At 63.4% G+C, this 13,057-nt stretch carries 11 protein-coding genes; 4 read left to right on the forward strand and 7 right to left on the reverse strand.

Going from position 1 to position 13,057, the window contains the following annotated elements:
* Window positions 1-3: 3 nt before the first annotated feature.
* A complete protein-coding gene (gene hpnH, locus ACZ1JV_RS05310) occupies window positions 4-1,149 on the reverse strand; it encodes an adenosyl-hopene transferase HpnH (RefSeq protein WP_465148656.1) in 1,146 nt (381 codons plus the stop codon).
* A gap of 10 nt (window positions 1,150-1,159) precedes the next feature.
* Window positions 1,160-2,113 carry a 4-hydroxy-3-methylbut-2-enyl diphosphate reductase gene (ispH, locus tag ACZ1JV_RS05315; RefSeq protein ID WP_465148657.1) on the reverse strand — a complete coding sequence of 318 codons (954 nt, stop codon included), beginning with the start codon at window positions 2,111-2,113 and terminating at the stop codon, window positions 1,160-1,162.
* A gap of 231 nt (window positions 2,114-2,344) precedes the next feature.
* Between ispH and ACZ1JV_RS05320 the strand changes: the two genes are divergently transcribed.
* Both ACZ1JV_RS05320 and ACZ1JV_RS05325 read left to right on the forward strand, forming a co-directional pair.
* Complete coding sequence (locus ACZ1JV_RS05320) at window positions 2,345-2,944, forward strand: ABC transporter substrate-binding protein (RefSeq protein WP_465148658.1); 600 nt, start codon at window positions 2,345-2,347, stop codon at window positions 2,942-2,944.
* On the forward strand, window positions 2,941-3,960 hold the full coding sequence (locus tag ACZ1JV_RS05325; protein ID WP_465148659.1) for an MlaA family lipoprotein: 1,020 nt from the start codon (window positions 2,941-2,943) through the stop codon (window positions 3,958-3,960). Before ACZ1JV_RS05320 ends, ACZ1JV_RS05325 begins: the two co-directional genes overlap by 4 nt.
* On the opposite strand, the gene ACZ1JV_RS05330 is transcribed toward ACZ1JV_RS05325, so the two are convergent.
* From ACZ1JV_RS05330 to ACZ1JV_RS05350, 5 genes are all read right to left on the reverse strand, one after another.
* Window positions 3,957-6,554: an MMPL family transporter gene (locus ACZ1JV_RS05330; RefSeq protein ID WP_465148660.1), complete on the reverse strand. Its 2,598-nt coding sequence runs from the start codon at window positions 6,552-6,554 to the stop codon at window positions 3,957-3,959. The two genes, ACZ1JV_RS05325 and ACZ1JV_RS05330, sit on opposite strands and share 4 nt — an antisense overlap.
* Window positions 6,551-6,973, reverse strand: coding sequence for a DUF2141 domain-containing protein (locus ACZ1JV_RS05335; RefSeq protein WP_465148661.1), 423 nt, complete (start codon window positions 6,971-6,973; stop codon window positions 6,551-6,553). Before ACZ1JV_RS05335 ends, ACZ1JV_RS05330 begins: the two co-directional genes overlap by 4 nt.
* A 61-nt stretch (window positions 6,974-7,034) precedes the next feature.
* On the reverse strand, window positions 7,035-8,963 hold the full coding sequence (dxs, locus tag ACZ1JV_RS05340; RefSeq protein WP_465148662.1) for a 1-deoxy-D-xylulose-5-phosphate synthase: 1,929 nt from the start codon (window positions 8,961-8,963) through the stop codon (window positions 7,035-7,037).
* 172 nt (window positions 8,964-9,135) lie between these two features.
* Window positions 9,136-9,597, reverse strand: a complete 462-nt coding sequence (locus ACZ1JV_RS05345; RefSeq protein ID WP_465148663.1) for a carboxymuconolactone decarboxylase family protein — start codon at window positions 9,595-9,597, stop codon at window positions 9,136-9,138.
* 60 nt (window positions 9,598-9,657) lie between these two features.
* Window positions 9,658-10,404 (reverse strand): SDR family oxidoreductase, encoded by a 747-nt coding sequence (locus ACZ1JV_RS05350; RefSeq protein WP_465148664.1) that lies wholly within the window; start codon window positions 10,402-10,404, stop codon window positions 9,658-9,660.
* Between the two features lie 127 nt (window positions 10,405-10,531).
* Here ACZ1JV_RS05350 and ACZ1JV_RS05355 point away from each other — a divergent pair, with 127 nt between their 5' ends.
* Window positions 10,532-11,482: a LysR family transcriptional regulator gene (locus tag ACZ1JV_RS05355; RefSeq protein WP_465148665.1), complete on the forward strand. Its 951-nt coding sequence runs from the start codon at window positions 10,532-10,534 to the stop codon at window positions 11,480-11,482.
* A gap of 288 nt (window positions 11,483-11,770) precedes the next feature.
* Window positions 11,771-12,982, forward strand: a complete 1,212-nt coding sequence (locus tag ACZ1JV_RS05360; RefSeq protein ID WP_465148666.1) for a glycosyl transferase — start codon at window positions 11,771-11,773, stop codon at window positions 12,980-12,982.
* Window positions 12,983-13,057 lie beyond the last annotated feature (75 nt).

Raw genomic sequence — 13,057 nt, forward strand, 5'->3', positions numbered from 1 at the left:
GCTTCAGCCCCGCCTGGCGACATGTTTGGCAGCGGAGGGATCGGCGGCCTGGATTTTCGCGAGTTCGCGCTCGACGTGGGATGAGTAGACCTCCTCCGCAGGCCGCTGGTGCGAGAGATCGACGTCGGGCGCCATTGGCCCCTCGGTCCGAACGCCCTTGCGTCCCACGGCAAACATCTTGAGCGGATGACGGATCGCGTCCGTTGCGGCTGTGCCTTCGAAGCCGCAATGGGTCATGCAATTGGCGCATTTCTCGTACTTGCCAACGCCGTACTGATCCCAGTCCGTGCCTTCCATCAGTTCGGCGAAAGTGTCGACATACCCTTCGCCGAGCAGGTAGCACGGCTTTTGCCAGCCGAAGACCGTGCGCAGCGGCATCGACCAGGGCGTGCATTCGTAAGTCTGGTTGCCCGCCAGAAAATCCAGGAACAGCGGTGAGTTTGTGAAGGTCCACGCCTTGCCGCCCTTGCCGCGCTTGAACACGTCGCGGAAGAACTGCTTCGTGCGTTCGCGATTGAGGAAATGCTCCTGGTCCGCCGCGCGTTCGTAGGCATAGCCGGGCGAAACCGTGATTTCCACGCCCAGCGTTTCCATCTGATCGAAAAAGGCCGCTAGCCGCGCCGGATCCGCGCCGTCGAACACGGTGCAGTTCACCTGCACGCGAAAGCCTTTGGATTTGGCGAGATGAATGGCTTCCACCGCCACGTCGAAAGTGCCGTCCTGATCCACCGCCTCGTCATGCATCCCCCGGTCGCCATCGAGATGGATGGACCATGTGAAGAAGGGAGAGGGCTGGTAGTCGCCGATTTTCTTTTTCAGCAGAAGGGCATTGGTGCAGAGGATTACCAGCTTCTTGCGCTCGATGAAGCCCTGCACGATGCGCGGCATGTCCCTGTGCAGCAGCGGCTCACCCCCGGCGATGGAGACGGCGGGGGCGCCGCACTCCTCGATCGCGGCCATGCACTGGTCGAAGCTGAGGCGTTGATTGAGGATAGAGTCGGGATAATCGATCTTGCCGCAGCCCGGGCAGGCCAGATTGCAACGGAACAGGGGTTCCAGCATCAGCACCAGCGGATACTTCCCGCCCTTGATGTGCCGGCTGAGAGTATAGGCGCCGATCCGCGCAATCTGAGACAGGGGCAGGGTCATCGGATGCTTCCTATTCGGCGGCGCGCACCTGCGTGGTGGCGGCGCGGCGCAGGGCTGCCGGCAGGCGGAACTGGATGGTTTCCTTCACTCCGTCGAGTTCGGAGACCGTTGCCGGGCGCAATTGCTTGAGCGCAGCGATCACGCTGTCCACCAGTTCGTCGGGTGCGGATGCGCCGGCGGTGATGCCCACCGTGCGCACGTTGTCCAGCCATTGCGGATCGATCGCGCTGCCATCGTCGATCAGATGGCTTTCGACACCCATTTCCGTGCCGATTTCACACAGTCGCATGGAATTGGAACTGTTGTGGGCGCCCACAACCAGAACCAGATCGCTTACCGACGCCAGTTCGCGCACGGCAGTCTGGCGGTTCTGCGTGGCATAGCAGATGTCGTTGACCTCGGGGCCGACGACGTTGCTGAAACGTTCGTGCAGCGCGGCGATCACGCTGCGGGTGTCGTCGATGCTGAGCGTGGTCTGGGTGATATAGGCGATGGCCGTATCGATATCGAACGGCAGCGCCATGACGTCTTCGGATGTCGAGACCAGATGGATCGGCGCATCGATCTGGCCGATCGTGCCGATGACCTCGGCATGGCCGGGATGGCCGATCAGCACCACCGCGCGCCCCGCTTTCACATAATGACGGCCCTGGAAGTGGACCTTGGTGACCAGCGGGCATGTGGCGTCGATCGTGGGCAGGCTGCGTTCGCGCGCCTCCTCCTCCACGGAGCGGGCGACACCGTGCGCGCTGAATATGGTCATCGCGCCGGGGGGGATTTCGGAAAGTTCGTCAACGAAGACCGCGCCTTTTCCACGCAGCTGGTCGACAACATGCTTGTTGTGGACGATTTCATGCCGAACGTAGACGGGTGCGCCGAACTGTTCGAGCGCACGTTCGACAATTTCAATAGCTCGAGTAACACCAGCGCAAAAACCGCGCGGGTTGGCGAGTACAATCTGCAACGGTTCGCCTGGGTCGGAATTCGGAGTTACCACCGATATCTCCCCTCATGGGAATGGCATCGCCCCTCTGATACTTGTTTAGTGGCATCGAGGAAAGCGAAGAGACGGTAACACCGGAATAAATCTAAGGAAGTCGCAGGAGGGTGCAGCTCGTCCTTGCCATCGCGACAGGTGATGGTGCACCACCGTCGGCGCAGAGGGATCGCGATCCGCCAGTGACGGAGTTCTTGAATGCGCCATCCGATTGTAACGCTGAGCCTGCTTTTCTCGCTGACGCCGGTTGTCGCCGCGGCCCAGACTGTAGATCCGGCACGCGCGACAGTGCAGCAACTTAATGACAATCTTATCAAGGTGATGAAGAGCGGCGCCGCGCCGCAGGCGCGAACGGCGGCGCTATCGCCGGTGTTGGACCGGGCATTCGATCTGCCGTTGATGACCCGTCTGGCCGTCGGACCCAGTTGGACGAAATTGGCAGCGGCGGACCAGGATGCGCTTGTTCGTAGTTTCCGGCGCATGACGATTTCGCAATACGCCCGCAATTTTGATACCTGGTCCGGCGAAAGCTTCGCGATGGACCCGCAAGTTCAGCAGCGCGGCGGCGACAAGTTGGTGCGCACGACGCTCAATGCGCCGAAGCAGGCGCCTGTCGCCATAAGCTATCGGCTGCGGCAGAGCGGCAGCGACTGGAAGATCATCGACGTCTTCTACCGCAATTCGATCAGCCAGATCGCCACGCGGCGATCCGATTTCGCCTCGGTATTGCAAAAGGGCGGGGCGGCTTCGCTGGTCGCGCACATGGATGCCATTGCAGCCAAGGGCGAGAAATTTTGATCACCCCGCTGATCGTGCCGGCAGTGCTGTTTGCGTCGCCGGCCGATCTTCCCGCGCCAAATGAGACCGCGGTTCAGGTGGGGCGACTTGCCCTTGCTACCCCGCTCGCGAGTGATTCGGGCGGGCCGGTGCAGATCGATCTGCCGCCGCCCGTGGTCATTATCGACATGCAGGGCCAGACGGGGCCTGCCTCTGACGATACCACGGACGCAGCTGCGGCCGTGCCGGCCGACGATATCGAAGCCGATGCCATCAAGGCGGAAAAAGACCCGCTGGAAGGCTTCAACCGCACGATGTTCGGCATCCATCAGGCGCTGGACAAGGCTTTGTACCGCCCGGTGGCCATGGGCTACCAACATATCGTGCCGAAGCCGGTCCGTTCCGGCATTCGCAATTTTCTGAGCAACCTGACCGAACCCTTCGTTTTCGTGAACTTCCTGTTGCAGGCGAAACCGGGCAAGGCGGCAGAGACTTTCGCGCGTTTCACGATCAATTCCACGCTCGGCCTTGCCGGGGTGATCGACGTAGCGAAACACAAGGACTTCAACTTGCCGCATCGGCCCAATGGGTTCGGCACGACATTGGCGATTTACGGTGTGAAATCCGGTCCTTACCTGTTTATTCCGTTCATCGGCCCGACGACGCTTCGCGATGCAGTGAGCATGCCCGCCGATGAAGCCCTGCTGCCGCTAGCGGTCGGCCGCCCCTTCACGGCCTGGCAGTACCAGCTGTCAACGGGAGCGGTGAACGGTTTCAACCTGCGGGCCGAGGCGGATGTGGAACTGCGCACCTTGTTTGCCGATGCGATAGATCCTTACGCGACATTGCGGTCGGTCTACCTGCAGAATCGCGCCGCAGAGATCGAGGAAACCCGGGGGCATCACCGGGTGAACAAGGGTGATACTCCATCGGAACTGGGCGATCCGCTGAACGATCCGGCGGGCCAGGCTGCGCCCGCCCAGCAATCCGAGGCGCCGGAGTTGCGGGATCCGATGAAGGATCCTGCAGGGAACTAGCGGTCAGACTGCTTGCGCGGAGGGCCCAGCAGAGCCGGCTCGAAGATCAATGCGCAGATCAGCGTCCAGATCAGCGAAATCATCAGGATTTTCCCCATGCTGGCGGTCCCCGGGTGACGGGATAGCCACAAGCTTCCGAATGCCGTTCCGGTAGCGAATGCGCTGAACATGACCGCGCGGGCCAGGCTGGATTGCAACAATCCGGTCGCGCCGCTGCGCCAGGCCATGACGAAATAGATGTGAAACGCCACGCCCACTCCGAAGAGCAGGGGGAAGGCAATGATATTCGCAAAGTTGATGGGCTGTCCGATCAGCACGCAACTGCCGAGCGTCAGGAAGATGGACAGGATCACCGGGGCAAGGGTGAAGGCCACTTCCGTCACATCGCGCAGCACCAGGAACAGCAGCACGCTGACCAGCAGGAAGGCCAATATGCCCGCCTGAATGAAAGCGCCGGCGACCGTGCCCGCCGCGGCTTGGGTCGCCACCGGCAGGCCGGAAATCGCGGGCGTGACTTGCGCAACGGCGTTGCGGAACTGGCGGATCACCGCATTGTCGTTGGCATTTCCGCTAGGGAACACCTGCAGGCGGACCAGTCCATTCGGAGCCACCCAGTCGCGGATCAGATCCGGCGGAAGCGTTTCGCGGGTCACGGGGGCGGCCTGCAATGCCAGCCTGATCTGATCGAGCATCACGCCGAGCGGTTGCGAGAGCATGGTGTTGACCTCTGCGCGCTTGTCGGCCGAAGTCATGCCCAGCCGGTGAAAGGACACTGCAAGCCGGCGGGCCTCGTTTCCATCGGCGCCGGGATGCGCGGCGGCGGCTTCGCGAAGCTTTGCCTCCATGCCGCCGATGGCATCGCGCAAGTCGGCATCGCTTGGCGGTGGCGCGGTATCGAAGGGATTGATCGTCAGGTCCAGCAGCAGCGATGCATCCTGGATCAGCGCCAGCTTGGCGTCCTGTTGTTCCGGCACGAAGCTGTCCAGCGAGACGACTTGCGCGACTTCGGGCAGGCGCGAGAGACGCTGGGCCAGTTGTTGGCCCTCGGCCGGATTGGCTGCCAGCACGTCGATCACGTTGGGGGTTCGATCGGGATCGCGGGTCAGATCCTTCAAGGCGCGCATCGCGGGGGCATCGGGATCGCGCAGGTCCAGCGGATTGAAGTCGAAAACGGCCCAGGGCAGCAGAGCGATGCCGGCAGCCATGGCCAGGCCGAAAGCCCACAATACCGCGCTGCGCTTGCGCTCCAGAAAGCGATCGACCGGGGCAAGCGCCTTGAAGCCCACGTCACCGCGGGGCGCGCCGGGGCGCAGCAGCAGGATCAGCGCGGGCAGCACCGTCAGGCTGAACAGCAGGGCCACGATCATACCAAAGCCGGCGATCACGCCCAGCTCGGCAATGCCGACGTAAGCAGTGGGCAGGAACGCGCCGAAGCCCAGGAAGATGGCCCCCGCTGCCAGCAGCAGCGGCGCGCCCAGCGCCACGGCCGCCTGCCGCAAGGCCACGTCCGGAGCGGCACCGGCAACCCTCTCGGCATTGAAGCGCACGCAGATCTGGATGCCGAAATCGACACCCAGGCCGACGAAAAGGGGTATGAAAGCGACTGAGATCAGGTTGAACCGTCCGATCGCCAGCAGGCCGACGGCGCTGGTGACGATCAGGCCGGACAGGATGGTGATCATGATCGCCGCGACCAGCCGCACCGACCGCGTGGCGAGCCAGAGGGTCAGCAGCATCGCCGCCATCATGACGATTGCGACCAGACCGATATTTTCCTGAAGCGTCGCAAACTCTTCGTCGGCCAGAGGAACTTCGCCGGTAAGGCTGATGCGGAGGCCATGCGCCTGATCGAGGGCAAGCGCCTTGGCAGCCTTGGCCACGGCAGCGCTTGCCGCCTCGCCGGGCATCAAGGCGCCGTGATCGAGTACCGGCTGGGTCAGGATCAGGCGCCGGGTCGGCGGGCTCAATCCTTTGCCTTCGCCGGCGAACAGTCTTTGCCAGGAAAAGTGAGGGTTCCTGCCATCGAGTGAATCGTCGATCGCGGTGCTGAGAGCGTCAAGCGGCCTGTCGATCCGGCTGAGGGGGATTTCGCCGGAGGAAACGCCGTCCAGCATGGTGGAAAGCGACACCGTCACGCCGCGCAGGCTCGGATCTGCGGCGAGGGGGCCCAGCATTGGCTGAGCGTCGATCATCGACTGGGTGGCACTGCGCACGTCTTCCACCGATCCGAACAGCAGGCCTTCGCGGGCGAAGAAATCGCCCCCGTCAGGCCGCGTGACCAGACGGAAATGCGCCTTGTCGCCGCTCAGGCTGGCGGAAAGCCGGGTGGCTGCATCTTCCGCCAGTTCCGGCGTTTCGCCATCGACGATGATGAGCATGTTGTCGCGCAATTGCGGAAACGCGGTTTCCATCCGCTGTTCCTGCTGCCGCCAATCGACCTTGGGCGAGATCAGCGCAGCCGTATCGGTGGTCATCGCGATGCGATCGGTCACGATGAACAGCGCCAGTCCGGTAAGGATCAGACCCAGCAGCAGCGTCACCCACGGTGTGCGGATGCTCGCGATGACGAGTGCGGATGGCGAAAGGTGCCTCAATGCCCGCCGGGGCCCCTGGCGCCCATGAAATAGCGCAGGCTGAAGCGGATCGTTTGCGCGCCGCCATCATAGTTGAAGGCCGCATCGGCGAATTTGGGCGGGCCGAGCGAGATCTTCGCGTCGTTTGAGAAGCCGACGCCTTCCTTGGGAATGCCAAAAAGCGCGCGGTCCACTTTGCCGTTGCCGTTCTCGTCCAGAAACGCCTGCACGGCATAGCGCCCGGCCGGAACGGAACGCGCGACGATCCGCGTAACGCCGGCCTGCGCCGGTGCTTCGGCCGAATAGGGGCAATCGTCCTTCAGGAAACGGCTCTCCGGACAGATATCGACATGGACGCGCCCCTTGGAGACGCGGACATTGCCGACATCGATGGTCAGTACAGCCCCGGCCGGCGCCGAGGCAGCCAGCAATCCGGGCATCAGGCAAAGAAGCAAGGCCGTTCGGGGCACTGCTGGCCGGAGCATCAAAAGTGAGGGCCGCCTACGGATTGACGGAGCCACGCGTCCGTCCATAGCCGGGGATTTCATGCCCCAAGGCTGCGAGCACCGTTTCCACGATCGCGGCCGCGTCCAACCGGGCTTCGGCATATTGCTTTTCGGGCTTGTCCTGCCCCTGAAACACGTCCGGCAGCCGCATGGTGCGGATTCTCAGCCCGGCATCGACCAGTCCCAGATCGCTGGCCAAGGTCAGCACATGGCCGCCCAGACCGCCAATCGCGCCTTCCTCGATCGTCACGGCCACGTCGTGCGTGAGCAGCAGCTTGCGGATCAGCGCTTCGTCCAGCGGCTTGGCGAAGCGCAGGTCGGCCACGGTGGTTGAAAGGCCCTTCGCATCCAGCGTTTCGGCCGCTTTCAGCGCCTCTTCCAGTCTGGTTCCCAGAGATAGGATGGCGACATGGCGCCCTTCGCGCATCACGCGGCCCTTGCCGATCTCCAGCCGCTCCGGCGTTTCCGGCAGGGGAACGCCAGTGCCGTTGCCGCGCGGATAGCGGAAGGCGATCGGCCCCGTATCGTGCAGCGCGGCGGTATGCACCATGTGCACCAGTTCCGCCTCATCGGCCGCCGCCATGACGACCATATTGGGCAGGGTGGCAAGGTAGGTGACATCGAAGCTGCCCGCATGGGTCGACCCATCGGCGCCAACCAGACCCGCACGGTCTATGGCGAAGCGCACCGGCAGCTTCTGGAGCGCCACGTCGTGCACCACCTGGTCGTAAGCGCGCTGCAGGAAGGTGGAATAGATCGCGCAGAAAGGGCGCATGCCCTGCGCGGCCAGACCCGCCGCGAACGTCACCGCATGCTGTTCGGCGATGCCGACGTCGAACGTGCGATCGGGGAATGCCTTGGCGAACTTGTCCAATCCGGTGCCAGCCGGCATCGCGGCGGTGATCGCGCAGACAGTCCCGTCGCGCTGGGCTTCGGCGATCAGTGCCTGCGCGAAGACACCGGTATAGCTGGGCGGCCCGGCCGGCGCCTTGGCCTGCGCGCCGGTGATGACGTCGAACTTCTGCACCCCGTGGTACTTGTCGGCCGCGGCTTCGGCTGGGGCGTAGCCCTTGCCCTTCTTCGTCACGACGTGGACGAGGCAGGGGCCTTCCGCCGCGTCGCGAACGTTTTCAAGGATCGGGATCAACTGGTCGAGGTCATGACCGTCGATCGGGCCCACGTAGTAGAAGCCCAGTTCGTCGAACAGGGTTCCGCCCATCGCCATGCCCCGCGCGTAGGAATCGGTCTTGCGCGCGGCGATCATCAGCGGGCGGGGCAACTTGCGGGCCAGCCGCTTGGCGATATCCCGCAGGCCAAGGAATTCGCGGCTGGACACCAGCCGCGCCAGATAGCCGGACAGCCCCCCGACGGGCGGCGCGATCGACATGTCGTTGTCGTTGAGGATGACGATCAGCCGATTGCCCGCCTCCCGCGCGTTGTTCATCGCCTCGTAGGCCATGCCGGCGGACATCGATCCGTCGCCGATGACGGCGATGGCCTTGCCCGGCTGGCCGCTCAGCTTTCTGGCGACGGCGAACCCCAGCGCCGCGCTGATCGAGGTGGAGCTATGGGCCGCGCCGAAGGGGTCGTAGGGGCTCTCGTCCCGCTTGGTGAAGCCGCTGAGGCCGCCGCCCTGGCGCAAGGTGCGGATGCGATCGCGCCGCCCGGTCAGGATCTTGTGGGGATAGCATTGATGCCCGACATCCCACACCAGCTTGTCGTCGGGCGTATTGAATACGTAGTGAATGGCGGTGGTCAGTTCCACCACGCCGAGGCCGGATCCCAGATGTCCCCCGGTCACCCCGACCGTAGAAATCACTTCCTGCCGAAGTTCGTCAGCCAGTTGCGGCAGTTGATCCGGCCGCAACGCGCGCAAATCCGAAGGCCAGACAACCTGATCAAGAAGGTTCCGCTTGGGCATCATAAGCTTGGGCTCCCTGTATATTTCAGGCTGCACAGCGCACGATTGGCCCATGGGTTAAATCAACTGGGTGCCGGATGCCATATAAATCATGCCGTTCAATGCCATGATCCCGTCGCATTCCCGGTTCGGGGGCTGCGGGATCATGGCATTGAGACGGGGTGTGGAGAGCTGTTCAGGCCTGGCCCCGAGCATTTGCGGCGGCCTGCGGCTCCGCACGAAAGCTGATGGCCATCCGGTTGTAGGTGTTCATCAGCCCGATCGCGAGCGTGAGGTCGGCCAGTTGCTTCTCGTCGAAGACCTGCGCCGCTGCCTCATAGGCCGCATCGGGCACGTGCGTTTCGGAAACGCGGGTGACCGTTTCCGCCCAGGCCAGTGCCGCGCGTTCCTGCGCATCGAACAGTGGGGCGCTCTCCGCCCAGGCCGGCACCAGCACCAGCTTTTCCAGCGCCATACCGTCCTTGATCAGATCGCGGCTGTGCATGTCGATGCAATAGGCGCAGCCGTTGATCTGGCTGACGCGCAGGTAGACAAGGTCCACCAGCGCCTTGGGCAGGCCGCTGGTCATGATGTAGCCATAGAGGCCGCCCAGCGCCTTCATGCCGTTCGCTGCTGCCCGGTTGTAATCCATGCGCATCGTTCGTCTCCTTGAAAGAGAGAAGGGGCGGCGCCCCGATGGAGCGCCGCCGGTTTTCCTTCAGATATTGCTCATGCCGCCGTCGATGATCAATTCGCTGCCGACGGTGTAGCGGCTCTCGTCCGAGGCAAGGTGGACGATGGCCTCGGCGATTTCGTTCGGTTCGCCGAAGCGGCCCGCTGGGATGGCGCCGATCAGATAGTCCTTCATGCCGCTGAGATCCGCATCGGACAGGCCCAGCTTGCCATAGATCGGCGTGGTGACCGGCCCGGGGCTGACGACGTTGGCGCGGATGCCGCGTCCGATCAGTTCGCCGGAAAGCGTGCGGGCAAGCGAGATCAGCGCAGCCTTGGATGCGGCATAGACGATCGAGTTGGGCTTGCCGAGGCGGGCGTTGATCGATCCGTTGAGAACGATCGAGGCCGGATTGCCGAACAGCGGCAGCAGCGCCTGTACCAGGAACAGCGGGCCCTTCACATTGACCGCGAATGTGCGGTCGAAGCCGGCTTCATCCCAGTTTTCGAGCGGGCGGAAGTCGGCCACGCCGGCGTTGACGAAAAGGACGTCCAACCGGCCGAACGCGGCGCGGATTGCCTCCGCGATCGCCGCCTGTCCGGCAACGTCGCCGGCATCGGCGCGGATGGTGAGCACGTTGCCCAGTTCGGCCTTGGCGGCGGCCAGCTTTTCCTCGCTGGTGCCGGTGATGGCGACGGTGGCGCCTTCTTCGATGAAGCGGCGGGCAGTGGCGAGGCCGATGCCGCTGGTTGCTCCGGTTACGAGTGCGAACTTGTTGGAAAGACGGTTCATTTCAAAGCTCCTTGTATGGGGCCGGCGTCCATCGCGTCGGCGACAGGTATCCATCTATGCTTCAATCGATCCTTGATCGATGGGCAGAAGATGGGGCATTCATTCAGGAAAGCTGAAGGATTGGCTTATGGACCGTTTGCGTGCCTATGAAGTGTTTGCCGCCGTGGTTTCGCGTGGCGGCTTCGCGCGCGCCGCCGATGCGCTTGATACCTCTCCGGCCAATGTTACCCGTTATGTCTCGGAACTGGAGGGGCATCTCGGCACGCGCCTGCTCAACCGTACGTCGCGCCGCGTCTCGCTGACCGAAGCGGGCGAGGCCCTTTACGAGCGCGCCCGCGCCATTCTGGACGATGTCGAAGAGGCGGAGGCCGCCGCGACCGCCAGCGCCGCCGGGGCGCGCGGTCGCTTGCGGATCAACGCGCCGCTCGTCTTCGGCATGCGCCATCTGGCCCCGCTGTGGCCGCGCTTCATGGCTTTGCATCCGCAAGTCGAACTCGACATCGCGCTGACCGACCGCGTTGTGGACATTGTCGAGGAAGGTTTCGACCTCGGCATCCGCATTTCGCGTGGCGGATCGCAAAGCTATGTATCCCGCAAACTGGCAACGTCGCGCAATGTCCTCTGCGCTTCTCCGGCTTATCTTGCGGAGCACGGCACACCTCGGGATCCTGCTGCACTCGCCGACCATGCCTGTGTAATCTATGGATATGCGCCGGAACCCGATATCTGGACCTTCCTCGACGATGCCGGCGTTGAAACGCGGGTGCGCGTGGGAACGCGGCTGCGCACGAATAGCGGCGATACCGCGCGCGCCGTGGCGCTGGCGGGCGAGGCGATCACCTGGCAGCCCAGTTTCCTGATCGGTGAGGATCTGCGTGACGGTGCCCTGCTGCCGTTGCTCCCCGGCTGGAACCTTCCGGATATCGACATCCTCGCCCTCTACGCCAGCCGGCGGCATCTTTCCGCCAAAGTACGGCTTATGGTCGATTTCCTTGCCGATGCGTTCCGGGGCATTCCGCCTTGGGAAAGCGATGCCCAGGCCCTGTCCGAAAGGCCCGCTCCAATGGCTCCCCAATAGTCCGTCCGGGAATCGTCACGCGCCAGAAACATCCGTGCAATGTGCGCCTGATAGGCCATGTTGAGCCAAAGCGGATGCGCTCGCTCTGGACAGTTGCGCCCTCGCTGCTTTAATTACCGATCAAACAGGTCGCTAGAATTGTGGAGTTGTGTGTGGCCGGTGGGCCCGATCTTGGACTTAAGGGGCTGTGCCCCGGTGATTTGCTGATCGCTTTCGGCCTGAGTCACGAATGTGCTGTTGGATACGGGCGATTCCCGTATCGGCGCCTCGATATTCAAGGCTGATCCCATGAAGCGTCGCTTGCACGTCCCCGCCATCGGCGGGCGGCATCAATTCGCGCACTTTTTGCCTGTCGCTTTCGAATTGCAACGCCGGGGTTCCTTCGACGTGACGGTCTTCGTGCCCCATGCCGACGATATCTGCGAGGTCAAGGCCATTGCGGACGGCGTGGGATACCCTTTGCCGAAGATCGTGGCCATGGATCTGCCTTCGTGGCTTGGCAGCCACATGCCCCAAAGGCTCGACAAGCTTTCCCGCCTTCTGTTTTGGGCCAATCGCATTCGCGCTGCCGACGCCATTCTCTGTGCGGAACGGACTTCCACCCTCCTGAAGCGTCTGCCGGGACGCTGTGGCAAGTTGATCCACATTCCGCATGGCGCCGGGGATCGGGCCGTCGGCTTCGAAAAGCGGTTCCGCTTTTTCGACTACGTGGTGGTTGCCGGTCGTAAGGATCGCGACAGGTTGCTCTGCGAAGGACTGGTCAACGAACAGAACTGCGCAGCCGCCGGCCCCGTGAAAATTGCCGCAAGCCTTCGCATGCAAGCGCAGCGGCCGCGCCTGTTCGACGACAGTCGCCCGATCATTCTCTACAATCCCCACTTCAACTGCAAGTTGTCCTCGGCAGGCGATTTCACTGCCCGCCTTGTCGAGGCGGTTCTCGCCGATGGCCGGTACAATCTGGTCGTCGCGCCCCATGTCAGGCTGGCGGAACAATGGGATGATGCCCGACTTGAGGCGCTGAAGGCGCTGGCCGTGCCGGGCCGCGTGATCGTCGATCTGGGATCGCGGCGTTCCATCGACATGACCTATACGTTTGGCGCCGATCTCTATCTGGGGGACGTCAGCAGCCAGGTTTACGAATTTCTCGTCCAGCCGCGCCCATGCTTGTTCGTCAATGCGCATGACGCCCGATGGGAGGGGAATCCCGATTATGCCATGTGGCAATTCGGCGATGTGATTTCGCCCGATTGCGATATTCTTGGCGGGATAGATCGGGCTTTCCACCGCCACGACCGGTACAAAACGGCGCAAAGGGCGCGCGCGCAGCAGGCGCTGGATGGCCTGGACTGGGACGAGAACGGCGAAGTCAAACTGGCAGCCGGGGATCCGATTGCGAGAGCGGCAGAACTCATCGAACAGAGCACGAAAGCCGACTACGCAAGGCCGGCGCGCGCCGCGATCGCCACGCGGTGGAAGAAGCGCGATCTGTCGTTCAGATGAGCGGTCGGAGCATCGCCGACAGGTGAGTTGAAGACCGCCTGCCGCACGGCGAAGGCCCCAAGCGTGCGAGGGGCG

The sequence above is a fragment of the Novosphingobium sp. BL-S-19 genome (assembly GCF_055521675.1).

Bases quoted from the DNA above. Each gene is read 5' to 3' on its own strand.
- hpnH (WP_465148656.1), bottom strand. From the start codon at position 1,149: ATGACCCTGCCCCTGTCTCAGATTGCGCGGATCGGCGCCTATACTCTC.
- ACZ1JV_RS05320 (WP_465148658.1), top strand. From the start codon at position 2,345: ATGCGCCATCCGATTGTAACGCTGAGCCTGCTTTTCTCGCTGACGCCG.
- ACZ1JV_RS05335 (WP_465148661.1), bottom strand. From the start codon at position 6,973: ATGCCCGGATTGCTGGCTGCCTCGGCGCCGGCCGGGGCTGTACTGACC.
- dxs (WP_465148662.1), bottom strand. From the start codon at position 8,963: ATGATGCCCAAGCGGAACCTTCTTGATCAGGTTGTCTGGCCTTCGGAT.
- ACZ1JV_RS05345 (WP_465148663.1), bottom strand. From the start codon at position 9,597: ATGCGCATGGATTACAACCGGGCAGCAGCGAACGGCATGAAGGCGCTG.
- ACZ1JV_RS05350 (WP_465148664.1), bottom strand. From the start codon at position 10,404: ATGAACCGTCTTTCCAACAAGTTCGCACTCGTAACCGGAGCAACCAGC.
- ACZ1JV_RS05355 (WP_465148665.1), top strand. From the start codon at position 10,532: ATGGACCGTTTGCGTGCCTATGAAGTGTTTGCCGCCGTGGTTTCGCGT.
- ACZ1JV_RS05360 (WP_465148666.1), top strand. From the start codon at position 11,771: ATGAAGCGTCGCTTGCACGTCCCCGCCATCGGCGGGCGGCATCAATTC.